Origin of the sequence: Streptomyces flavofungini (genome assembly GCF_030388665.1) — a bacterium.
In the GTDB taxonomy this organism is placed as follows: domain Bacteria; phylum Actinomycetota; class Actinomycetes; order Streptomycetales; family Streptomycetaceae; genus Streptomyces; species Streptomyces flavofungini_A.
In genome coordinates, this window is record NZ_CP128846.1 from 8,757,816 (window position 1) to 8,780,111 (window position 22,296).

Below are 22,296 nucleotides of genomic sequence, written 5' to 3' on the forward strand. Positions count from 1 at the left end.
ACACAGCACGGTGCGCCGAACGGCCCGTCAAGCCACCGCAACCGCGCAGAAATCGCCGCGCTCCACACCGACCCGCACTGACCCGCACCGACCCGCACAGAAAATGCCGCGCACCTCAGGCATCCCAGGCGCTACGGTCCTGGGATGCTTGATGAGGACGGATACTTCGGCGAACGCATCGCGGCCACCTACGACGAGTCCTCGGCGGACATGTTCGCGCCGGAGGCCGTGGACCCGCCGGTCGACCTGCTCGCCGAACTGGCGCGCGACGGGAAGGCGTTGGAGTTCGGCATCGGCACCGGCCGGATCGCCCTGCCCCTCGCGGCCCGCGGCGTCCCGGTCCACGGCATCGAGATGTCCCGCGCGATGGTGGCCCGCCTGCGGGACAAGCCCGGCGGTGACGCGGTCGGCGTCACCATCGGCGACTTCGCCACGACCCGGGCGCCGGGCGCCTTCACGGTCGCCTACCTCGTCTACAACACGATCAACAACCTCACCACGCAGGACGCCCAAGTCGCCTGCTTCCACAACGCCTCCGACCATCTCCTGCCCGGCGGCACCTTCGTCGTCGAGGTCGGCGTGCCGGACCTGCGCCTCCTGCCGCCCGGCCAGACCGCCGTGCCGTTCCGTATCAGCCCGACCGAGTGGGCCTTCGACACCTACGACGTCGCCACCCAGGCGATGAGCTCGAACTACGTCACCATCACCGACGGCCGCGCCGAGCACTGGGCCGTCCCCTTCCGGTACGTGTGGCCCGCCGAGCTGGACCTGATGGCGCGGCTCGCCGGACTGCGGCTGCGGGACCGGTGGGAGGAGTGGTCGCGGACGCCGTTCACCGGCGAGAGCAAGAAGCACGTGTCGGTGTGGGAGAAGCCCGTCGACTGACCGCTCGGACGCATGGGTGCTGAGACGGCCGACCTGGCGGAGGTGGGGCGGCGGCGTGACGGCCGACCTGGTGACGACGGATGGGCGGCGGGACGGTTGACCCGGCGACGACGGGGGTGGCGGGACGGTTGACCCGGCGACGGCGGATCGGCAGGGCGACGGCGGCTCCGGCGACCGGGCCCCACGGCGAAGCGACCTGGGACCTCACGCACAAGCCCTCGGTGCTTCACGGCCAAGTGGCCCCGTGCCCTAACCACCAAGCCGCCCATGGCTCCAGGACCGGCCCTCAGGGCCTCAGGTCTTCAGGGCTTCAGGTCTTCAGGGCCTCAGGTCTTCAGGGCCTCAGGTCTTCAGGTCTTCAGGTCTTCAGGTCTTCAGGGTCGAGCTGGCCAGGCTCCACGGTGAGCCCCCGAAGCGGAGCCCTCAGCCGAAGCCACCCACGGCCTCAAGCCGAAGCCCCCAAGTCCTCCACGGCCTCCCGCTCAAGCCCCCCAGCCTCACGCCGAAGCCAGCAGCGCCCCCGCCGCCCGACCGAAGACCCGCGCGGCCACCCGTGCCACCACCGGGTCGAGGGCGCGGGGCAGCCACCGGATCCGCAGTTCCTCGCGCCAGACGACCCGTGCCCCCCGGCCCTCCGGCCGCACCTCGATCTCGGCCCAACCCGTCACCACCGTGCCGCGCTTCTCCAGTCGGCACAGCCCGCTGTCCGCCGCGTCCGGCGGGCGCCAGACGGTGACCTCCATCGGATCGTCGAACGCCAGCGGCCCGACCCCCGAGCGCGCCGTGAAGACGGTGCCCAAGCCGTGCGGCGGGCCGGAGACGGTGACGCGGGTCAGGGGCACGACCTTGCCGTGCCGCTCCCAGTCGGTCAGCCGCCGCCAGGCCTCGGCGGGGCTGAGGACAGTGGCGCGTTCGACGCGGAAGAGGGCCATGGGGGGATCGTAGGCAGCGGGCGGCACGGAACGGGCCGAGCCGCGGCGGTGGACGCGAGTCGCGCGTGGTCCGCGGGGCGGCGTCTGCGCGCGTGGTCCGGGGCGTCGCGGGCGGCGGGCGCCCGCGACGCCTTGCGGAGGTGCGGCTGCCCCGCCGACGCCGGCAGCCGTACCTCTCCCGCACCGCCTGAGGGGGAGGCGGTACCGGGCACCCGTGCCTGGCAGCGCGGGACACCTCCGCGCTGCCGGTGCCCACCACGCTCCCGGCCCCCGGGCGGCGGCCTCATCCTCCCGGGCGGCCGGACGCCCCGGCATCGGTAATGGGGAAGAATCCGTATACGTAGCGGCGGACCGGTTGATCGCCGGGCGGCTCGCGCCATGCGTACGCACTCCGGGCGGGTCAGTCCGCGAGCGAACCGGGGATCTCCGCCCGTGAACGGAGGCCGAGCTTGGTCAGGATGCGCTCGACGTGCGTGTCGGCGGTCCGCTTGGAGATGACCAGGCGTTCGGCGACCTCCCGGTTGGACAGGCCGCTCGCCACCAGCGCGGCGACCTCCCGTTCGCGCGGGGTGAGGGAGTCCGAGGCCCGCGCCCGCCGCGCCCCGGGCACGCTCCGCGCCGACGGCGGCACGTCGACGTCGGCGCGCACCGACTCCAGGATCTCCGTGCCCGTCATCCGCGCCCCCAGGCCGTGCCAGCGCGCGAACGCGGCGGCGCCGAGCGCGTCCCGCACGGCGTGCTGCGCGGCCTCCTGCTGTTCGAGGAGCGACGGGAGCATCGCCACCGGGTCGCCGGTCAGCCGCCGCGCGCCCTCGGCGTACCCGAGCAGCCACGCCGCCCGGATGTACCTCCCCTGCCCGGCCGCGTGCCAGCCGAGGCCCAGGCAGCACAGCGCGGCGACCAGGACGTCACCGACCTCGCTGACCGCGTCCAGGGCCTGCCGCAGCGGTGGCGCGCTGTCCTCGTGCCGCCCGGCGAGCCACAGGATGACGCCACGCACCATCAGCGTCGAGGCGTACAACTGCCGGTCCCCGGTGCCTTCGAGGTGGGCGAGACCGGTCGCGCACAGATCGAGCGCCCCGTCGATGTCGCCGAGCACGGCCCGCAGCAGCGCGGCCTCGTAGTGCACCACGCCGATGCCGAGCGCGTCCCCGGCCGCCACGATCCGCAGCCGCCCCCGCTCCAGCGCGGCCAGGCCCTCGTCGACCTCGCCGCCGAGGGCCCGCATCGCGCCGAGGTACGGTTCGGCGAACAGCAGCACCCGCTCCTCGCCGCACCGCAGGGCGACCTCCCGCGCCTGCGCGAAGCGGCCCGGAGCAACCTCCAGGTCACCGCTCCATACCCCGAGCACCCCGCCGAGCAGCAGCCCCCAGGCCCGCTCCCAGCAGTCGTCGGGCACCTGGTCGAGCCCCTTGTCGATCCAGTACCTGCCCTCCGACAGCGTCCCCGCGGTCCGCCAGAACGGCGCCGACTGGGCCGCCAGCCACAGCCCTTGGCGCTCCCGGCCCGGAGTGGCGAACGCGTGGCCGAGCGCCGCCCGCACGTCGGCGACCTCGGCGCGCATCGACCGGAACAGCTCGGCCTGCGCGTCGGTGAGGAGGTCGTCCCACAGCCGCTGGCCCAACCGCCGGTAGTACGCGAAGTGCGCCTCGCGCACCGCCTCCGTGCCGTCGGCCCCGGACAGCCGCTCGGCGCCGTACGCGCGCAGCGTGTCCAGGAGCCGATAGCGGCCCGTGCCCGCGCCGAGGTGCTGCACCACCGACTTGTCGACAAGCCCGACCAGCGCCTCAAGGACGTCCTCCGGCGCCAGTTCACCCCCGCCGCAGACCTCCTCCGCCGCCGCGAGGTCGAAGGACCCGGCGAACACCGAGAGCCGCGCCCAGAGCTCGCGCTCCCGGGGCAGGCACAACTCGTAGGACCAGTCGATCGCCGTACGCAGCGTCTGGTGCCGGGCGGGGGCGGTGCGCCGCCCGCCGGTGAGGACCCCGAAGCGCTGGTCGAGCCGCGACACCAAGTGGGCGAGGGGAACGGCCCGCAGGCGTACGGCCGCGAGTTCCAGGGCGAGCGGGATGCCGTCGAGGCGGCCCACGAGCGCGCTGAGCTGCGCCCGGTTGTCCTCGCCCGCCGTGAAGCCGGGTGCCACGGCGGTGGCGCGCTGCACGAACAGCTCCACCGCGTCGTCGGCGGCGAGCGGCGCGAGGGCCAGGCACTGCTCACCCGGCACGTCCAGGGGCTGCCTGCTGGTGGCGAGCACGCACGTGTCGGCGGCCTCGCGGAGCAGCACGTCGCAGAGTGCCGCGCAGGCGTCCACCAGATGTTCGCAGGTGTCGAGGACGACCAGGAGCCGACGGCCGCGCAGATGGGCCACGACCGCGTCGAGCGGCTCCATCCCCACCTGCTCGGGCAGTTCGAGGACGGCGGCGAGCGTCGCGGGCACCAGCTCCGGGTCCCGCAGGCCCGAGAGCTCCGCCAGCCAGACGCCGTCGGGGAACCGCTCCCCGAGCCCCTCGGCCGCGCGCAGCGCCGTACGGCTCTTGCCGACCCCGCCCGGTCCCACCAGGGTCACCAGCGGGGCCCGCGCGAACGCCGCCCGCACCCGGGCGATCTCCGCGGTGCGCCCGACGAAGCTGGTCCGCTCGACCGGCAGTTGCCCGCCGCGCCGCTGCCCGAAGCCGAAACCCATGACGCCCCCGTGCCCGTCGACCGCCGCGTCCCGGGCAGGCCGACCGTCGTCTCGCTCGCTGTCTCAACCACTTGTCTCGAACGCCGCACGGGATACGTACTCCGTTTCTGTACGTATGCGTACGGCCGCGCAGTGTCAACGCAGCGAGGGGGGCTTCGGTGACGCCCCGGACAGCGCTGACGGTGCCGACCGTGCTGTCCGGGGCGGCTGCGCTGTCCGAGGCGTCACCTACGAGAGCCGTGCGTGGCTCACCTGCGGTGGCTCACATCCGGGGGTCGTCGGCCACCGGGACGGCCGGGGCGACGGGAGCGGCCGGGCCGCCGCGGTCGGCGCCGTTGTCCGCCGAGCGCTGGGACCTGGCCGGGGCCTCGGTGCTGCAGAAGGCCGGTTCGAGGGTGTTGGTCAGGCCCTGCGTCACCGAGGTGTTGTTGGAGGCGTTGCCGAAGACGACGGCGGTCTTCTTGCCGTCGCGGGTGGCGAAGGACTGCGTCTGGAAGCCCTGCACGATGCCGCCGTGGCCGTACACCGTGCCGCAGGACAGTTCGATCGCCCGCAGCCCGAGACCGTAGGAGACCTTGGCGGTGGGCGTGGGCAGGGTGGTCGTCATCTCCTTCACCGACGCGTCGGTGAGCAGACCGCCGGAGCGCCCCTTGAGCAGCTTGGTGAGGAACCGGTCCAGGTCGGCGGCGGAGGAGATGACGGCGCCCGCGCTGCCGACCCAGGAGCCGTTCTGCTCGGTGGAGTCGAGCAGCGGCTTGGTGCGGTCGTCGTTCGTCAGGTAGCCGGTGACGTGCTTTCCGGTGATGGCCTTGGAGGGGACCACGTACGAGGTCTTCTTGAGCCTCAGCGGCTCGATGATCTGCTTGCGCAGGGCCTTGGCGTACGAGCCGCCGGTGAGGTGCTCGATCGCCATCCCGAGCAGGACGTAGTTGGTGTTCGAGTACGCGTACTTGCTGCCCGGCGTGAACTGCTTGCCGCGCTTCACCGACATCGCCACCATGTCGGCGGGCTTGTAGACGGTGTTGCGGATGCGCTCCTCGAACGCCTTGGTGGTCTCCTCGCCCTGCTGCTCGAGCAGGTCGTTGGTGTGGTCGTACACCCCGGAGCGGTGCTGCATGACCTGGCGTCCGGTCATGTCCCAGCCCACCGGCAGGGTGCCCGCAGGGAGGTAGTCGCGCAGCGGCTTGTCCAGGTCGATCCGGCCCCGCTCGGCGAGGCGCAGCACGAGTACGGCCGTGAACATCTTGGTGTTGCTGCCGACGCGGAAGCGCCAGTTGGCGTTCATCGGCGTACCGTCGAGGTCGGCCTTGCCGACGGCCACGCTCTGCTTGGGGCCGACGTGGTCGCGGACCTCCGCGAACGCGCCCGGCGCGCCGGCGGCGACGGTGCGCTCCAGTGCGGCGCGGACGGCCGCGGGGTCGGCTGCCGCCGTGTTGCCGCCGGTCGCGGCCTTGTCCCCGGCCGGCTGGGCCACGGCGGTGGTCGCGCCGACCGCCGCGAGCACCACGCCGGTCACAGCCACGGTCGCCGAACGGGCGAACCCATTTCTCACCATAAGAAGTTCCCCACTTGCCTGTCGGGCCCCGGTCTCGGGCCCATGTGATCGAGATCGTAGCGGGCGACCGCACGCCACACTCTCAACTTCTCATTATGCAAAGTTAGCTGATGCCCTGTCGGAGGCCTACTGGCCGTGGGAACATGCCTCTGTATGTGCAACTGCGTACGCGATATTCGGGCAACTCCAACGAACTGGAACTGAAGACGGCGCGCCGCCTTGCGGCGGGGGAGGACTGACGTGACAGAGAGCGCGTTCCACGCGGGCGACATCGACACGAGCGTTCCGCATCCGGCCCGGATGTACGACTGGTTCCTCGGCGGGAAGGACAACTACCCCGCCGACTGGGCGGCCGCGGAGGAAGTGGTCCGGCTCATGCCCGGCGCCAGGGAGACGGCGTGGGCCAACCGTGAGTTCATGCACCGGGCCGTGCGCTTCGTCGCCGGCCAGGGGGTGCGGCAGTTCCTGGACGTCGGCACCGGTATCCCCACGGAGCCGAACCTCCACCAGATCGCCCAGGACGTCGCCCCCGACGCCCGCGTGGTCTACACCGACAACGACCCCATCGTCCTGCGTCACGCCGAAGCGCTTCTGCGCGGCAGACCCGAGGGCCGCACGGCCTACGTCCAGGCCGACCTCAGAGACCCCGAGTCGATCATCGAGTACGCCCGGGCGCACCTCGACTTCACCCGCCCCATCGCGCTGTCCCTGATCGCGCTCCTGCACTACGTGACCGACGAGCAGGACCCCCAGGGCATAGTCGACACCCTCCTGGAACCCCTGGCCCCCGGAAGCCACCTCCTGCTGTCCCACGTCACCCATGAGTTCGCCCCGGGCATCTGGGAGCGCATCGACGAGATCTACCGCAGCGGCGGCACCCCGGTGCGGGCGCGGTCGCACGCCGAGGTCCGCGCGTTCTTCGCCGGGCTCGAGGTGTGCGATCCGGGGGTCGTCGTGGGACCGAAGTGGCGGCCGGACGCGGCGATGAGGATCGGCGACGAGGGCAAGTCGGTCTATGTGGGGGTGGGGCGCAAGGTGTGAGGGGGCGGGCGGCGCCGACGGGCGATGGGGGGCGTCAGACCAGCGACCAGGAGAGGTCCGAGGAGGCTCGCGGGGTCAGGGCGCGGGCGAGGTCGTGTGAGGTCATGGTGGTCGGTTCCCATCCTGTGCGTAGGTGTGGTCGATCCGGCTGTCCGGGCGAAATTGACACTAGGTCAACTTGCCCCGGGGTTCAAGTGGCTACGATTCACGGGTCGTGTACAGCCAGCCGCACTGGAGTCCCCATGCCCGCACGCCATTTCGATGGCCCGCGACTGCGATCGGCGCGACTGGAGGCCGGGTTCCGCAAACAGGCCGACCTCGCCGCGGTCCTGGGGGTGTCCCGCTCGGCGATCGCGACCTGGGAGAGCGGCCGGGGCCCCGACGGTGAGCGCCTTCCCGCCATCGCCAAGGCCGTGGGCAGGGATATCAACGTCCTCTTCCCCCGGCACGGCGCCCCGGACCTCGCCGACCTGCGGTGCGACGCCGGGTACGCGCAGTACGAGATCGAGCGGCGGGTCGGCGGCAAGGACGCGGTGGGCGAGGCCGAGCGCGGCATCCGGCGCCTCGCCCCCGACCTGGCCACGGCCCTGGCCGCTGCCTACGGCGTGAGCGGGGACGCCCTGCGGGCCGCGGAGGACCGCTCCTTCGGCGGCAGCGAGGCGCCGGCCCCGACGACGCTCGCCGAGAAGATCGCGTACCTCCTCGAGCACACCTACCCGGACCGGCAGCCCCCGTCGGACGCGGAGATCGCCCGCGGTGTCAACGCGGCCGCGGGAGCCGAGGTGATCTCCGCGGAGGGCGTGCGGGGCCTGCGCACCGGCAGGATCGCCGAGGCCTCGCCCGTCGTCCGGCAGGGCCTGTCCCAGGTGTTCGGCGTGTCCGAGTTCTTCTTCCAGCCGAACGACCTGATGGTCCGGCAGCTCGTGGAGGGGCTGCGCACCCTCAAGCTGGCGCGCGCCGGCCGCATCACCCATATCGCGGCCCGCGGCCTGGGGGACGAGGGCCTTTCGGCAGACGTGCTGGCGGTCGTGAACGACTTCGTCGACAACTTCCACGAGGAGTGGGAGCCGCCCGAGGGCGGGCCCGCGGACCGCCAGGGCCTCTCCGGAGGGCGGGTCCCGGCACCTCCGCCCGCCGCGCCGCTCAGCCCGGCAGCGCGCGCAACGCGCGGGAGAGGGTGACGAGTTGCTGTACGTCGGCTTCCCGGTCGCCCACGTGCGGCAGGCGAAGCGGCGTACCGTGCTGCGGCCCTGTGTGTCCGCCGCGCACGTCCTTCGCCGCGCGCCGCAGGCGTACCGCCAGGTCCTCGGGGGTCAGGGACTCCAGAGCCGGTTCCGCGGTCGGGTCGCGGCGCAGGTGGGGACTGATGCGGACCAGGCCGTCGCGGCACTCCACGACCCGGCGTGTGTACGCGCGGTGGGCCCGGCGGCTCCCGGCCGGGTCGGGCAGCACGGTGTCCGGGTACGCGGTGGACAGCAGCAGCCACAGCGGCTCCAACTGGCGGTGCACGCGACGGTGACGGCGTCGGACGCGCCACGCCGTGAAGCGGCTGTGCGCCCCCGGCCAGGTGACACCGAGGACGAAGACCGGGGTGGAGACCACGAGGAGCACGCTCGACGAGAGGGTCAGCCAGTCCGGCACGGCGACGCCCTGGGTGCGGACGACGGCGAAGCCCGAGCGGACGGCGGTGGAGCCGATGTGGCCCAGGAGACCGACGGTGGCGAGCCAGAGGCCGACGGCCTCGTGACCGCGGGACATGCGCGCGTAGCGGTGGGTCCTGCGGCACGACACGGTGTACGCGTACATGAGATACACGCCGAGGCCCAGGTAGAAGGCGGCGACCTGGGGGATCGTCATGTCGGCGCCTTCGAAGGAGCTGCGCAGCGCGCCGCCCTGCGGTGCCGTCGCCGCAGCGACCGCGATGACCACCACGAAACCGAGCAGCCCCAGCGCCTCCAGGCGGACCCTGCGCCGGGTCGGCGGGCCCTCGTCGGCGGAGTACAGATAGAAGACCATGAGGCAATAGCTCATGCACAGGAACAGGATGTCCGCCAGGAGCTTCGCCGCGCCGACGCCGAGCGCGCCGTCGACATCCGCCCTGACCCCTTCGCCGACCAGCAGATAGGGCACCGCGGCACAGGCCAGACACAACGTCAGCCAGCGCAGCGGAAGACTCCTCGGCGCACGGGAGACCTGGTAGAGCTTCCAGACCGTCGCGATCGCCAGGGTCAGGCAGAAGAACCCGAAGTACATCTACAGCCACCCGCGGCTGTCGCCGAGCGCGGAGTGGACCCTGCGCAGTTCGGGGTCGGCGGCCGGGGCGGGCGCCACGCCGTCGAGGACGAGCGCCCACTCCATGACGATCGTCGCCGCCAGCTCCGCCTCGCACTCCTGCCCGTCGTCGTAGGCGCAGCGCCCCATGACCCGCCGCACCGCGTCGGGGCCGAGCCCGGGCACGGTGCGCGTCCAGGCGTCCCACTGGTCGTCGCCCGGGCCACTCGTGTGGTCGCCGCAGATGTGGCCCATCACTTCGTGCAGGATGATGTGGTCCTGGTGCATGGGTGACGTGTGCTGCTGGTAGAGCACCAGGTCAGCGCGGGGGGTGTACACCCACAGTCCCAGCGGGCCCGGGACGGGCAGGGGATGGGGGCGCAGGACGAGCGGGCGCTGCCGCTGCCGCTCCACCGCCCGGCACAGGGCCGTGACGCTCAGCGGGGGCTGGACGCCCAGGTCGCGGAGCTGGCTGCGCAACCGCCGTCGCAGCGCGCGCTCCGCCGACCGTTCGCGACGGGCGGCCAGAATCCGGTGGGTCAACAGGCCGAGCGTTCCGCCCCGGTGATCTGTCGCACCCGCTCGTGCCGTGCCGACTGCCGCTGTGCCGACGTCCGTCGCGCCTGGGCGCTCCTCGTTTCCCACGGGCTCCACGGGATCGACGCTGGGCGGCATCGGCATCTCGCTACCTTCTTCCTGGCCGGGCTCGCGCTGCGCGCATCGAGCCGTGATGCGTCGCTGGAAGCCTGTCGACGGAAGTGTAAGGACACCATCGGTGGCCTTAATCCCGGCATTTAGTAAGATCTCTGACTTTTGGTGCTACTCTCCGTTGCGATTCGGCAATCATGAGCAACATGTAGAGGTGTGCGTGAAGGTCGTCTGCGTCGGAGGCGGGCCCGCGGGTCTGTACCTCTCCATCCTGTTGAAGCGCCAGGACCCGGCCACCGAGATCACCGTGTACGAGCGCAACCCGGAAGGCTCGACCTACGGGTGGGGCGTCACGTACTGGCGCGGGTTGCTCGACAAGCTGCACGCGCACGACGCCGAGTCCGCGCGTGCGATCGAGGAGCACTCCGTGCGGTGGCACGACGGGGTGGCCCACGTGCGGGACCTGACGACCCGCCACCGCGGGGACGAGGGCTTCGGGATCGGGCGGCACCGGCTGCTGCGGATCCTGGCCGACCGGGCGAGAGCCCTCGGCGTGCGGATCGAGTTCGCGCACGAGATGGAGGCCGACGCGCTGCCGTCCGACGCCGATCTCGTCGTCGCGGGCGACGGGCTGCACAGCGCCCTGCGGACCGACGCCGCCGACCACTTCGGCACCGAGGTCAGGGCCGGGCGCAACCACTACACCTGGCTCGGCACCACCAAGGTCTTCGACGCCTTCCACTTCGCCTTCGTGGAGACCGGGCACGGCTGGGTCTGGTGCTACGCCTACGGGTACGGCGCCGAGGGCAGCACCTGCGTCATCGAGTGCGCCCCCGAGACCTGGAGCGGCCTCGGCCTCGACCGCGCGGACGAGGCCGACGGACTCGCCCTCCTCGAGGAGCTCTTCGCCGACCTCCTCGACGGCCACCGCCTCATCGGCCGCTCCGCCGGCGACGGCCGCCCCCAGTGGCTGACCTTCCGCACCCTCACCAACCAGCGCTGGTACCGCGACAACGTCGTCCTGCTCGGCGACGCCGCCCACACCACGCACTACTCCATCGGCGCCGGTACGACCCTCGCCCTGGAAGACGCCATCGCGCTCGCCGACGCGCTGCGCGCGCACCCGGACCTCCCGGGCGCCCTGTCCGCGTACGAGCAGGAGCGCAAGTCCGCCCTCCTGCCGGTGCAGAGCGCGGCACGCTACAGCGCCCAGTGGTACGAGAACCTGCCCCGCTATGTCGAGTTGCCGCCGCACCGCATGTTCGCCCTGCTCGGGCAGCGGCACTCACCGCTCCTTCCGCACCTCCCGCCGCAGCTCTACTACGGCCTCGACAAGGCCGTGGGGCAGCTGACGGCGCTGCGTCGGCTCAAGCGCTGGCTCGGCCCGAAGATCGCACGGGCCGCGCAGACGCGCGCACCGGCCTCCCGGTAGGGGCCGGTCCCGGGCCCCGCCCTGGTGGGGGCGCGGCCCGGACGACTGCGGCGGCTTCGTAGAGTTGGCGCCATGCCGGTGGAATCCCCCCTGATACAGAGCCTGCGGACAGCCGTCGCCGCGGCGCCCGACGACGTCCCCCTGCGGCTGCACCTGGCCGCGCTGCTCCTGGACGCGGGGCACGGCGACGCCGCGGTGGCCGAGACGGCCGTCGCGCTGCAGCACGCCCCAGGGGACGCCGAGGCCCGGCAGTTGATGGCGCGGGCGATGGGGGTGGGAGGACCGCCCGAGGCCGCGCCCGCGCCGGAACCCCCTCCTGCCGCCCCGCAGGAGACCCCGCCAGCCCCGGCGCCCGACTCCGCCCCCGCCCGTCCGGGCTTCGACTGGAAGGCCGCCCAGGACCAGGTCGGTGACGTGCTCCCGCCCCGGTTCGTCGAGGCGCCGCTCGCCGTCGACGGGAGCGGGGACGCGGGGGACGCCGCCGCGTGGGACGTGGAGAAGCCGGGCACGGTCCGGCTCGCCGACGTCGGCGGCATGCAGGAGGTCAAGGAGCGCCTGGAGGCCGCGTTCCTCGCGCCGCTGCGCAACCCCGAGCTGCGGCGCGTGTACGGCAAGAGCCTGCGCGGCGGGCTGCTGCTGTACGGGCCGCCGGGCTGCGGCAAGACCTTCATCGCGCGGGCCGTCGCCGGTGAACTCGGCGCCGCGTTCCTCTCGGTGTCGGTCAACGACGTGCTCGACATGTGGATCGGCAACTCCGAGCGCAACATGCACGAGATCTTCCGCACCGCGCGCCGCCAGGCCCCCTGCGTGGTCTTCCTCGACGAACTCGACGCGCTCGGCGGCAAGCGCAGCCGCAGTCAGAGCAGCGGCATGCGCAACACCGTCAACCAGCTCCTGACCGAGCTCGACGGCGTCGACGCGGGCGCCAACGAGGGCGTGTTCGTCCTCGCCGCCACCAACGTGCCCTGGGACGTGGACATCGCCCTGCGCCGCCCCGGCCGTCTCGACCGCACCCTGCTCGTGCTGCCGCCCGACGGCCCGGCCCGCGAGGCGATCCTCCGCTACCACCTGCGGGAGCGGCCCATCGAGAACGTCGACCTGGGCAAGCTCGTCAAGGCCACCGACGGCCTGTCCGGCGCCGACCTGGCCCACCTGTGCGAGGCCGCGGCCGAGAGCGCGCTCCTGGACTCGGCGCGCACCGGCACCGTGCGCCTCATCGGCATGAAGGACCTGCTCGCCGCCGCGCGGCAGGTCGTGCCCTCCACCGAGCCGTGGTTCGCGTCCGCGCGCAACGTGGCGATGTACGCCAACGACGGCGGCATGTACGACGACCTGGTGGCCCACCTCAAGAAGAAGCGGAAGCTGTGACCACGATCCACCCCGCCGTCGAGCGGGCCGACGCCCTCATCGACCTGGCGCGGTACGACGAGGCGGGCGCGCTGCTCGCCCAGCGCATCGCCGAGGACCCGGCCGATGTCCGCGCCTGGGCCAAGCTCTCCCGCTGCCACCTCGACGCGGGCCGCCCGGACGAGGCGCTCGCGGCGGCCGACGAGGCCCTCGGGCTCGACCCGGAGGACGTCGGCGGGCTCCTCATGCGGTCCTACGCGCTGCGCCGGGTGGGCGGCGCCCGCATGCCCGAGGTCGAGCAGGTCCTGCGCGAAGTGGTCCGCCTCGCCCCGGAGTACTGGCTCGGCCACGCCCTCCTCGCCGACGTCGTCTTCATCACCAACATCGTCAGCCGCGGCCAGGCCAACGGCGGCCAGGTCACACCCCAGGACATGGACACCTCGGCCCGCCTCGCCGAAGTACACGTCAACGAAGCGCTGCGGCTCGCGCCCGAGGAGGTCTACGGCTACGAGGTCGCGTACAAGATCGCGTCGCTCTCCGGCAACGGCACCGTCGCCGACCAGCTCGACCTCGCCATCCTGCGTCTCGACCCGAACCACCCGCAGGCCCTGGAGCGGCAGACCCGCAAGGCCGCCGACACCCCCGGCGTGAAGGCCGTGGAGGCCGCCGACCTGTACGCCGCCGGGCTCGCCGCCGCCCCGGACTCCGAGGAGCTGCGGCGCGGCCTCGACCACGCCACGTACCGCATGCTGCGCGGCGTGCGCTGGCTCGCCCTGCTGTTCCTCGGCCTCGGCGCCGCGATGATCGACCTGTTCGCCGTCGACGGCGAGACCCAGCGGGAACTGCCCGTCGAGCTCGGCCAGCGGCTGTGGTTCCTCGTCCCGACGAGCGCGATCTGGGCCGTCGGCGCCCTGCTGCGCTACCGCCGGCGGCGCACCGGCGTCCGGCTCAACGTCCAGTCCCTGCTCCGGCGCGGCCGCTGGGCGTGGGTCGTGGTCGCCCAGGCGGCCTGGGCCATGCTCTGCACGCTCGTCCTCACCCAAGTGCCCTGGACCGACCGGGCCGTGCCGACGGCCCTCTTCTGGGCCGGTCTGGCGCCGACGTTCGCCACGGTGTGGTTCGACCGGAGGAAGACGGGCTGAGCGGGCCGGTGCAGCCCGCGCTCCGCCACGGACATTGGATACTGGCTGCTGACGGCTCCGCCCGTCCAGCCGACAGCTCCGCCCATCCAGGAGAAGCGCCGTGAGTGAATTCGAGGCGATCGACGCGCTGCTGGCGGGCGCGCCCGACGCCACCCCGCTGCCCCCCGCCGAGCGGCGCCGGCTGCTGCGCGAAGAGCTCGGCCTCTCACGGGCGCAGGTCGCCCGCGCCATGGGGGTCGGCTCGTCGACGCTCGCCGCGTGGGAGGCGGGGCGCGATCCCAGCGGGGAACTGCGCGGCCGGTACGTGTACTTCCTCCGGCAGGCCGAGGAGCGGCACGGTCGGCGGGTGGCGGAGCGGGGCAGTGTCCCGGACGGCCAGGCCGGGCCCGGCTCCCCACCGGCGGCCCCGGAACCGGCCGCGCCGGAAGCGGCCCCGGTACCGACCGCGTCCGCCGGTCCCGCAGCCACCGACGACGACCAGGGCGAACTCGCCGAGCCCCGCCCCTGCGTGCTGTGCGGTCGGCCCGCCCGGCATCAGGTGGAGGGCTATCCGCAGCATCTGGACCCCGCCGAGTGCGCCGCGCCGGCCCCCGAGCCTCCGGCCGCCGCGGCCCAGCCCCCGGCCCGGGAACCGGAGTCCCGTGCCCCCGCGCCGCGGCCCGCCTCCGCCGCGCAACGGGTCGTGCGCAGCCCCGGCCGGGGCATGAAGGTCGTCCCCGTGGGGCGGCGCGCGCAAGCCGCGTCCGACGTGCCCGATCTGATCGGTGACGCGGTCGCCGCAGCGCTCGCCGCGGCTTCCGGCGACGTGGAGGCGGCCACGGCGGCGCTGGTGAAGCGGGCGATCCCGGATGCGATGGCACTGCTCGACGAGACCCGCAAGGGCGCCCGCTACGACGTGGTCGCCCATCCCTGGGTCCCCGACATCCTGCGCAAGCAGACGGCGCGCGGCGCCGACCGGATCTGGGAGGGCCGCCCCAAGTGGACCCGCGGCGAACTGCCGCCCGGCGCCCACGAGGTGACCGCGCTCGACATCAACGGCGCCTATCTCTCCGCCCTCAAGACCCATCTGCCGATCGGCCAGCTGGAACACTCCACCGGCTTCGACCACGACCGCCGCCGCGCGGGCGTCCACCTCATCACCCCGCCCGACTGGCACCACGACGACGTCCTCCCCAACCCGCTGGGCAATCGCGACGAGCCGGGCCCCCTGTGGGTCACCGAACCCACCCTCCGGCTGCTCCTTCGCCTCTCGGGACCGAAGTACGGGCTGTGCGACCCGCCGGAGATCCACGAGTCGTTCACGTCCGGCGCCACCGAGAACCTCCTGGAGAAGTTCCGAGTCGCCCTGAAGGACGCCCGGGACGCGGCGATCGCCGCGGAGGACGAGGTGACGGTGGAGTACGTCAAGGCGATGTACTCGAAGTTCGTCTCGACGATGGGTGAGTCGAACTACAACCGTGAGCTGTACCGCCCCGACTGGATGCACCTCATCCGCTCCCAGGCGTTCGCCAACCTCTGGACGAAGGCGTACAAGGCGCACTCCGAGGGTCTCGCCGTCGTGCGCGCCATGGGTACGGACGAGCTGCACGTCATCGGCGACTGGCGAGCCGTGTTCCCCGAGGGGCGCGGGGTGACCGAGGTGAAGGTCAAGGACACCTACACCGTCGGATCCCCGGCGGTCACCAGCGGTACCAGCGACCCCTGCGCCCACCCACCCCTGCCGGACGGACGATGAAGCCGAGCAGCCACGCCACGAGGACGACGGCCGCCACCAACCACAGGAACTTGAGGGCGAAGCCCGCGCCGAACAGCACGAGCGCGATCAGCAGAACCAGCAACAAAGGAACCATGTCTTTGCACCTCCGCCACACCGAGTGCCCCTTTTCAGGGGTGCCATGCGCGAGGTGAAGGCCGGTCAGACGCGGATCAGTACCGCCGCACCTCGGCGACCTGATCGCCGTCGGGTACGTCCGTGACCGTCACCGCGTCCGTCGGCACGCCGAGCCCCCGCGCGATCGCCGCCGCCAGCCCGGCGAAGTCCCGGCCCGCGGGCACGGGGACCTCCTCGCCCTCGCCGTAGCTCTCGATCGCCTTGGTGAAGTACGTCGGATGCCAGGCCCCGACAGCGCCCCTGACCTCCACCGACGCCACCTCGCGCCCGGCCACCAGGGACCTGACCCGGTCCAGGATCCGGTCCGAGCGCAGCTCGCCCGGGACGTGGAACAGGCTCGCGTGCGCGCCGACCGCGCCGCCCGAGCGGAGCTGGACGGTGACGGTCAGACAGCTGGTGACGCTGGGGTACAGGAGCGTTCCGCCCGGGGCCGCCTCCTTGACCTGGCCCTCCGTCACCACGGTCGTCGCCGCGGTGTCGGCCTTGGCGGGGGCCGCGGCCGGGCGGGCCACCGGCCCGGCGCCCTCGGCCGCGTGGCCCGGAACGGTGCCCGAGAGACAGACCACGAACGCCGCACCGGCCACCGCGGCGGCCGCGGAAGGCCGCCGGGCACGCCGGACCGCCGCCGCGCCGAGGGGCGTGGACCCGGCGTACGTCTGCGGCTTCACTTGTTCACGTGGGGACAAGGGAACAACTCCTGGCTCAAAGGTCCGTGGCTCGCCGGCCCCGGGGCCGGCGAGCCACGGAGAGGTGATCGACGAAGCGGCGCCCGCGACGCACTCGGCCGCGGGCCGCGACTGATCACTCTATGTCGGGCTATGCGGTGCGCCGAGCCCACCAGCGTGCCGTCCCCGAGGTGTCCCGCAGGGCGTTCGTCGCGCAGTGCACCTCCCCGCCGGCCAGGTGCGCCCAGGCGAAGTTCTCCACCCAGTGCACCCGCACCCCACCCGTGGCCAGCGCCTTCTCAGCCGCCTCGCGGAACAGGTCGCGGCCGCGGAGCCGAGGGCCGTGGGGGTCGGGTGCGGCGTAGTCACGGCTGGTCAGGGACAGGCCGTTGGCGATGCTGGGGGAGAGCGCGACCGCGCCCTCAGGGATCTCGGGGTGGACGGTGGCCATGGTGTAGAGCACGGGCAGGCGCACCAGGTCGCGCTCGGTGAGGCCGGTCTCCTTGAGCAGGACGCGGATCTGGCCGTCGATGTGGCCCGCGGCCTTCGCGTTGTCGGCGAGGAACGTGTCGTCGGCCAGGAGCTCGTCGACGGTCGGCTTGTCGGGCATGCTCGTCGAGGCGAACATCCGCTGCCCGCCCTGGCCCGCGCGCTGGGTGCGCCGCAGCAGGTCGAGGGCCTGGCGCGGGTCGGCGACGGCCAGCGTCCAGCCGCGCTCGTTGTTCGCCCGCACCACATGGACCGTCTCGTCCACGTGGCCGACGAGCAGCCAGGACGTGTCGATGGTGAGGGAGGGCTGCTGGGCCTGCGCCTCGATCATCTTCACGTACGACGCGTCCGGCTGCCGGAGCGGATCGGTGCCGTACAGGACCCGCCCCTGCGGGTACCCCGGGGAGGGCGGCAGGGACTCGAAGTTGCCGGTGGCGTTCTGCAGGTCCAGGCCGTCCGGCTCGCGGCCGGACGTGAACTGCTGGACGACGCCGACGTCCGGGCCCCGGAAGTGACGGAACAGCAGCCGTCCGGACCGGCTGAGGGTCGTCTTGCCACCGGTGGGAGCCATCCACTTCATGGGGCTGCGCAGCAGGACGCGCATCGTGTGCACCCGGCCGCCGGGCGCGGGCACGCTCGCCACGGTCGGCTCCACCATGTCCTGGCGCCAGATGTCGCGCCACCACTGCCGGGTACCGGCCGTGAACGTCACGTCCCGGTCGGCGAGCCCCGCGGCGCGCGCGGCCCGGCGCAGGGAGGAGGCGAACGGCTTCCACTCGCGCGGCCGGTAGCCGTTGCCGGGGCCTCCGGGGCCGGGGATGGCGCCGCTGCCGGGGCCCGGCTTGGCGGCGAAGACGCTCCGGGCGCGCTGGAGGTCGTTCTGGAAAAGGACGGGCGCCACCTTCAGGCGCACGTGATCAGAGCTCCGGTGTCCCTGGCCGCGCACGGTGAGGGTCACGTCGACCTGGCCGTTCCAGCGGCGCGTGTCCCGGACGATGTCGCGCCCCTCCAGGGCGAGTTCGACCCCGGCGCGCAGCTCGGCTGCGGTGAGGGGGCCGCGCAGGACGCGCAGGTGTCCGTCGCGCCTGACGAAGAGGCGGACGTAGGGGCGTTGCGCCGCGGGCACCGTGACGTGGCCCGTCGCGTCGTCGCCCACGGTCGTGGGCATGATGCGCAGCGGCGCCAGATCGGCCGCGTCGCGCGGTCCGTTGACCTTCTCGTCGGCCGCGTCGTGGCAGGCGGCGAGGCGGGTGTCCACGGCCGGGTCGATCCGGTCCAGGTCGCCGGGGCGGGTGCGGCAGCGCCGCGAGTCGTCGTCGACGTTCGCGAGGAACACCGCGCCGCGCCCGGGCCGCCAGCTGTCCTCACCGGGCTCGTCGGAGCCGCCGGTGACGTCGACGCGGCCGTCCTGGTTCACGTCGGCACGCAGGTCCGCGTGCCGGCCGGTGCCGGGCGGGCGGTCGGTGGCGGCCGCCGGGGGCCCGGCCAGGGCGGTGGCGGCGAGCAGGGTGACGGTGACGGTCGTGGTGGTGCGCTGCGTCCGTGATCTCGATGCCTTGGGCACGACGGGGCTCCTTGAGGCGGCGGGTGCGAGCAGTGCGGAGCATGTCCGCAGAGCAGTGCGGAGAATGTCCGCATTCCATGCTGGTCGGCGCCGCGGGGCCGTTCATCGTGCCGAGTGCGGAGCCCGCCGGTACATCGATGGGGCTAGCGCGCGGGTCTCCCGTCCTCCTCCGGGTGTGGGCCCGATGCCCGTCCCTCGTCCCGGCCGGTGCGGCCGTCGGCCCGGGCCCGGGCGCGTTCGTGAAAGTGCCGTGAAGATCTACACAACCGTTCCCGCACGTCATGGGTCTTGAGGGTGCAATCCATCGACTTCTCAAAGGGGGAACGGACGTGCGCAGCCACATCCGTCGCGCGATCGTGGTCGCCGCGGCGGCCACGACGGTCACCACACTCACCGGGGGACTGCCGGGCCTCCCCGGCGCCCAGGAGGCCCGGGCCGCCGCGGGCCCCGCGCCCACCCGGTACGCCGACGACTTCAACGGCGACGGGTACCACGACCTCGCGATCGGCGCCCCGGACGGCGGCGTGCGCGTCACCGGCGCCGACGGCGCCACCACCCGGGCCCTGGAGGCGGGCTACGTCACCGTGTCGTACGGCTCGAAGAACGGCGCCCAGAAGACCGGCCTGAAGGCCGTCACGCAGAACAGCCCCGGCGTGCCGGGCGACGCGAAGCCGAACCAGGCGTTCGGAAGGACGCTCGCGAACGGCGACTTCAACGCCGACGGCTACGCGGACCTCGCCGTGGGGTCCCGCTCCGAGAACCGCGACCAGGTCACGCTGCTCTGGGGCGGCCCCACCGGGCTCAAGGGCGGCAGCACGATGCCCGGCACCGAGGCCGGACCCGGATTCGGCTCGGTCCTGAAGGCCGGCGACTTCACCGGGGACGGCAAGACCGACCTGATCGTCGGCTACTCCATGGCGATCCGCCTGCACAAGGGCCCGTTCAAGGCGGACGGCTCGCCCGCGTCGGCCAAGACCGTGGACGTCGGCGCCTCGTTCGACTACGCCGACGCCCAGAAGCGGCTGGCCGTGGGCCGGATCAACAAGGGCGCCATCGACGACCTCGTGGTCCTCGGTGAGGAGCGCAGGCGGGGCCGGGTGCTGCTCGGCGGCGCCTCCGGGCTGCGCAGGACCGCGGCCACCGTGCGGGGCGGCAACAGCGTCACGATCGGCGACTTCGACAAGGACGGGTACGGCGACATCGCGGTCGGCGACTCGACGTACGTACGCGACTCCGAGCGCCACGCGGGCCGCGTCCAGGTCCAGTACGGCTCCTCCGGCGGTGTGGACGAGGACCGCGCCGCCAAGGTGTTCACCGAGGACAGCCCCGGCGTGCCGGGCGGCGTGGAGGCGGGCGACAGTTTCGGCATCGACGTCGCCGCGGGCGACCTGAACCGGGACGGCTACGCCGACCTGGTCGTGGGCGCTCCCGGCGAACGGCACGCCACCTGCGAGCACTGCTACATCAGCGGGGGCGGCCTGTACGCGCTCAAGGGCTCGAAGAAGGGGCTGACCGGCACCGGTGCCGTGTTCACCGCGTACAACGCGCCCGGACTGCCCCGTCCCGCGGGCGTCTACCGCATCCCCCGGCTGCTCAAGATCACGGATCTGAACGGGGACAAGCAGCCCGAGATCACCGTCCCGGTCCGGGCGAACGCCTCGGAGGTCTGGTCGGTCGGAACGAAGGGCGGCAAGATCGCCGGGACCGCGCCGACCCGCGTGGTGAAGCCGCCGGTGGACGCCGATGTCCCGTGGCCCGGCAACGAGTTCGGCGTACTCGCCCGCTGACCGGTCCCGTACCGCTCGCATCCCTCTGATCTGCTCGGGGCCGCTCGGGTCCGGGCGTATCCCGCACGAGGCCCGGGGGCCGCCTTCGACGAGCCGAACGGCAGGGCCCCTGGGCCTCGTTCAGCCCCGGCTCCGGCTCGCGCTGTCGGTGAAGTGCGGCAGGACCATGTCGACCAGGGCGTCGACATCCCTGTCGACCATCGGCTCGCCGGTCATGCCCATCCGGTGCAGCAGGACGCCGACGACGACGTCGATGAAGAACAGGACCCGGTGCTCCGGCTCGCCGAGCGCCTCCTCGAGCGTGCGACGGTAGGGCTCCTGCAACCGCGTGGACAGGATCTCGCGAAGGGCCGGGTCGCTGACGGCGTCGCTGAACACTCCGGCGAACGCGTCTCCCACCCCCGGTTCGCCGATCTTCGCCGCGATCCAGCGGACCGTGGAGGCCATGACCTCGGCCCGGCTGTCGCCCTTGAGCGGCACCGGGCCGAACGCGTCCAGGAGGCAGTCCACGATCAGCGCGCCCTTGGACGGCCAGCGCCGGTAGACCGTCGACTTCGCGACGCCCGCCGCGCCGGCGATGCGCTCGACGGTGGCGCGGGCGTAGCCGACCTCCTGGACCGTGCTCAACGTGGCGGCGAAGACCGCCGCGTTGACGCCGGCGCGTGGGCGGCCAGGGGGTCTGGTGGATGTGGGCGGTGCCATATGCGCACCCTACCTCTTTTCGCTACCTTGAGTATCGATACCTGGAGTCGCGAAACTCTCCGGGTGTCGACCGCTGGGTGTCGACCGACTCTGGGCGGATCATGTCAACTCTGGGCGAGGAGAAGGAACATGAGTGAGATCACTGCCGCGCAGCGGCCGCAGGAGCCCGACTGGTCGACGATCACCGCCGAGGAGCTCGTCGCCTACCGCGAGGCGGAGAACCGCTTCCGGGCGTCGAGTGCCGCGCGGTCGTTCCTCGGGGAGCCGGACCCCGGTGCCACGATCCGATGGGAGCGGGTGGCGCTGCCGGGGCGTGAACTCCCGGTCCGGGTGTACCGGCCCGTCCAGGAGGAGGACGGCCCGGACTCCGGGCCGGCCGGCCTGCCGCTCGTGCTCCACGTGCACGGGGGCGGGTTCGTGGGGACGGCGGCGCAGTGCGACTGGGTCACCAGCCATGTGGCGGCCCGGCTGCCCGCCGTCGTCGTCTCGGTGGAGCACCGCCTCGTCGACCACGAACACCCCCTCGCGGCCGCCGTCGACGACGGCTGGGACGTGCTGCGGCACGTGGTGTGCGAGGCCGGGCGCTGGGGCGTCGACCCGGCACGGACCGCTGTCTTCGGTGAGAGCTGCGGCGCGTTGATCAGCGCCCTGGTGGCGATCCGGGCCCGGCGGGCCGACGTGGACCTGCGGGCGCAGGTGCTCGTCAACCCGGCCGTCGACGTGACCGGGACGATGTTCGAGTACGACTCCATCGCCGAGCATGCGGACACCCCGACCCTCGCCCTGCCCCAACTGCGCCTGTTCCAGCGGCTCGCCGTGCCGTCCGGGGCCGACCCCCGCGCGCTCTCGCCGCTGTACGCCGACGACCTGGGCGGGCTGCCCCCGGCGCTCGTCGTGGTGCCGACCCGCGACCCGCTGGCCGACCACGGGCGTCGCTACGCCGAACGGCTGCGGAAGGAGGGGACGCCGGTGCGGCTCGCCGAACACCCCGAAGCCCCGCACGCGTTCCTGAGCCTGCCGGGTGTGGTCCCGCAGGCCGAGGCCGCGCGGACGCAGGTCCTCGACTTCCTCCGCGCCTCGCTCGCCGGATGAGGGCGAGCCTTGATGCGTCGCGCGCCTCGACGTAGCGCATGCGCGCTGCGGCGCGGTGTCCGTCGGTCGGGCGCGCCCCTGCGAGAGGGCCGGCCGGGGAATCCGGCCGGCCATCGGGTTCGAGTGAGGAACGGCAAAAGACCTGTCGCAAAAGGCGGTTGTCGGGGTGG

18 protein-coding genes are annotated in these 22,296 nt (G+C 73.2%); 9 read left to right on the forward strand and 9 right to left on the reverse strand.

All coding sequences use genetic code 11. The features are described from left to right. The first annotated feature begins 144 nt into the window (after positions 1-144). Positions 145-885, forward strand: coding sequence for a class I SAM-dependent DNA methyltransferase (locus QUY26_RS37995; RefSeq protein ID WP_289954888.1), 741 nt, complete (start codon positions 145-147; stop codon positions 883-885). A 497-nt stretch (positions 886-1,382) separates the two neighbouring features. On the opposite strand, the gene QUY26_RS38000 is transcribed toward QUY26_RS37995, so the two are convergent. The 3 genes from QUY26_RS38000 to QUY26_RS38010 all read right to left on the reverse strand — a co-directional run bounded on the left by QUY26_RS38000 (position 1,383) and on the right by QUY26_RS38010 (position 6,055). After that, positions 1,383-1,817 (reverse strand): SRPBCC family protein, encoded by a 435-nt coding sequence (locus QUY26_RS38000; RefSeq protein ID WP_289954890.1) that lies wholly within the window; start codon positions 1,815-1,817, stop codon positions 1,383-1,385. Positions 1,818-2,217: 400 nt separating this feature from the next. Then, the gene (locus tag QUY26_RS38005; RefSeq protein WP_289954893.1) at positions 2,218-4,500 is read right to left on the reverse strand and encodes a LuxR C-terminal-related transcriptional regulator; all 2,283 of its coding nucleotides are present in this window, start codon (positions 4,498-4,500) and stop codon (positions 2,218-2,220) included. Positions 4,501-4,762: 262 nt separating this feature from the next. Continuing rightward, entirely contained in the window at positions 4,763-6,055 is a 1,293-nt protein-coding gene (locus QUY26_RS38010) for a serine hydrolase domain-containing protein (protein WP_289954894.1), read from the reverse strand. A gap of 240 nt (positions 6,056-6,295) precedes the next feature. On the opposite strand from QUY26_RS38010, the gene QUY26_RS38015 reads away from it, so the two are divergent. Together QUY26_RS38015 and QUY26_RS38020 are read left to right on the forward strand one after the other, a co-directional pair. After that, positions 6,296-7,096: an SAM-dependent methyltransferase gene (locus QUY26_RS38015; RefSeq protein WP_289954895.1), complete on the forward strand. Its 801-nt coding sequence runs from the start codon at positions 6,296-6,298 to the stop codon at positions 7,094-7,096. Positions 7,097-7,338: 242 nt separating this feature from the next. Next, complete coding sequence (locus QUY26_RS38020) at positions 7,339-8,277, forward strand: helix-turn-helix transcriptional regulator (RefSeq protein WP_289954897.1); 939 nt, start codon at positions 7,339-7,341, stop codon at positions 8,275-8,277. Here the strand turns inward: QUY26_RS38020 and QUY26_RS38025 are convergent. Together QUY26_RS38025 and QUY26_RS38030 are read right to left on the reverse strand one after the other, a co-directional pair. Beyond that, positions 8,240-9,349, reverse strand: coding sequence for an MAB_1171c family putative transporter (locus tag QUY26_RS38025; protein ID WP_289954899.1), 1,110 nt, complete (start codon positions 9,347-9,349; stop codon positions 8,240-8,242). The two genes, QUY26_RS38020 and QUY26_RS38025, sit on opposite strands and share 38 nt — an antisense overlap. Then, complete coding sequence (locus tag QUY26_RS38030; RefSeq protein WP_289954901.1) at positions 9,350-9,910, reverse strand: hypothetical protein; 561 nt, start codon at positions 9,908-9,910, stop codon at positions 9,350-9,352. Between the two features lie 325 nt (positions 9,911-10,235). Between QUY26_RS38030 and QUY26_RS38035 the strand changes: the two genes are divergently transcribed. The 4 genes from QUY26_RS38035 (at position 10,236) to QUY26_RS38050 (ending at position 15,671) form a co-directional block, all read left to right on the forward strand. Further along, positions 10,236-11,447 carry an FAD-dependent monooxygenase gene (locus tag QUY26_RS38035; protein ID WP_289956371.1) on the forward strand — a complete coding sequence of 404 codons (1,212 nt, stop codon included), beginning with the start codon at positions 10,236-10,238 and terminating at the stop codon, positions 11,445-11,447. 72 nt (positions 11,448-11,519) lie between these two features. Further along, the gene (locus QUY26_RS38040; protein ID WP_289954903.1) at positions 11,520-12,815 is read left to right on the forward strand and encodes an ATP-binding protein; all 1,296 of its coding nucleotides are present in this window, start codon (positions 11,520-11,522) and stop codon (positions 12,813-12,815) included. Next, the gene (locus tag QUY26_RS38045; RefSeq protein WP_289954907.1) at positions 12,812-13,936 is read left to right on the forward strand and encodes a bacterial transcriptional activator domain-containing protein; all 1,125 of its coding nucleotides are present in this window, start codon (positions 12,812-12,814) and stop codon (positions 13,934-13,936) included. The genes QUY26_RS38040 and QUY26_RS38045 overlap by 4 nt, the downstream gene beginning before the upstream one ends. Positions 13,937-14,036: 100 nt before the next feature. Then, on the forward strand, positions 14,037-15,671 hold the full coding sequence (locus tag QUY26_RS38050; RefSeq protein WP_289954908.1) for a helix-turn-helix domain-containing protein: 1,635 nt from the start codon (positions 14,037-14,039) through the stop codon (positions 15,669-15,671). Here the strand turns inward: QUY26_RS38050 and QUY26_RS38055 are convergent. From QUY26_RS38055 to QUY26_RS38065, 3 genes are all read right to left on the reverse strand, one after another. Further along, positions 15,616-15,786: a hydrophobic protein gene (locus QUY26_RS38055; protein WP_125262918.1), complete on the reverse strand. Its 171-nt coding sequence runs from the start codon at positions 15,784-15,786 to the stop codon at positions 15,616-15,618. The genes QUY26_RS38050 and QUY26_RS38055 overlap by 56 nt on opposite strands. A gap of 76 nt (positions 15,787-15,862) precedes the next feature. After that, a complete protein-coding gene (locus tag QUY26_RS38060; protein ID WP_289954915.1) occupies positions 15,863-16,513 on the reverse strand; it encodes a hypothetical protein in 651 nt (216 codons plus the stop codon). Positions 16,514-16,643: 130 nt separating this feature from the next. Then, on the reverse strand, positions 16,644-18,545 hold the full coding sequence (locus QUY26_RS38065; RefSeq protein WP_289954917.1) for a protein-arginine deiminase family protein: 1,902 nt from the start codon (positions 18,543-18,545) through the stop codon (positions 16,644-16,646). Between the two features lie 329 nt (positions 18,546-18,874). Here QUY26_RS38065 and QUY26_RS38070 point away from each other — a divergent pair, with 329 nt between their 5' ends. Then, on the forward strand, positions 18,875-20,332 hold the full coding sequence (locus QUY26_RS38070; RefSeq protein WP_289954920.1) for an FG-GAP and VCBS repeat-containing protein: 1,458 nt from the start codon (positions 18,875-18,877) through the stop codon (positions 20,330-20,332). 120 nt (positions 20,333-20,452) lie between these two features. Here QUY26_RS38070 and QUY26_RS38075 read toward each other — a convergent pair whose 3' ends face one another. Further along, positions 20,453-21,034, reverse strand: a complete 582-nt coding sequence (locus QUY26_RS38075; protein WP_289954922.1) for a TetR/AcrR family transcriptional regulator — start codon at positions 21,032-21,034, stop codon at positions 20,453-20,455. A 129-nt stretch (positions 21,035-21,163) separates the two neighbouring features. Between QUY26_RS38075 and QUY26_RS38080 the strand changes: the two genes are divergently transcribed. Further along, entirely contained in the window at positions 21,164-22,126 is a 963-nt protein-coding gene (locus QUY26_RS38080; protein WP_289954924.1) for an alpha/beta hydrolase, read from the forward strand. Positions 22,127-22,296: the final 170 nt, after the last annotated feature.

Bases quoted from the DNA above. Each gene is read 5' to 3' on its own strand.
- QUY26_RS37995 (WP_289954888.1), top strand. From the start codon at position 145: ATGCTTGATGAGGACGGATACTTCGGCGAACGCATCGCGGCCACCTAC.
- QUY26_RS38000 (WP_289954890.1), bottom strand. From the start codon at position 1,817: ATGGCCCTCTTCCGCGTCGAACGCGCCACTGTCCTCAGCCCCGCCGAG.
- QUY26_RS38005 (WP_289954893.1), bottom strand. From the start codon at position 4,500: ATGGGTTTCGGCTTCGGGCAGCGGCGCGGCGGGCAACTGCCGGTCGAG.
- QUY26_RS38010 (WP_289954894.1), bottom strand. From the start codon at position 6,055: ATGGTGAGAAATGGGTTCGCCCGTTCGGCGACCGTGGCTGTGACCGGC.
- QUY26_RS38020 (WP_289954897.1), top strand. From the start codon at position 7,339: ATGCCCGCACGCCATTTCGATGGCCCGCGACTGCGATCGGCGCGACTG.
- QUY26_RS38025 (WP_289954899.1), bottom strand. From the start codon at position 9,349: ATGTACTTCGGGTTCTTCTGCCTGACCCTGGCGATCGCGACGGTCTGG.
- QUY26_RS38040 (WP_289954903.1), top strand. From the start codon at position 11,520: ATGCCGGTGGAATCCCCCCTGATACAGAGCCTGCGGACAGCCGTCGCC.
- QUY26_RS38055 (WP_125262918.1), bottom strand. From the start codon at position 15,786: ATGGTTCCTTTGTTGCTGGTTCTGCTGATCGCGCTCGTGCTGTTCGGC.
- QUY26_RS38075 (WP_289954922.1), bottom strand. From the start codon at position 21,034: ATGGCACCGCCCACATCCACCAGACCCCCTGGCCGCCCACGCGCCGGC.
- QUY26_RS38080 (WP_289954924.1), top strand. From the start codon at position 21,164: ATGAGTGAGATCACTGCCGCGCAGCGGCCGCAGGAGCCCGACTGGTCG.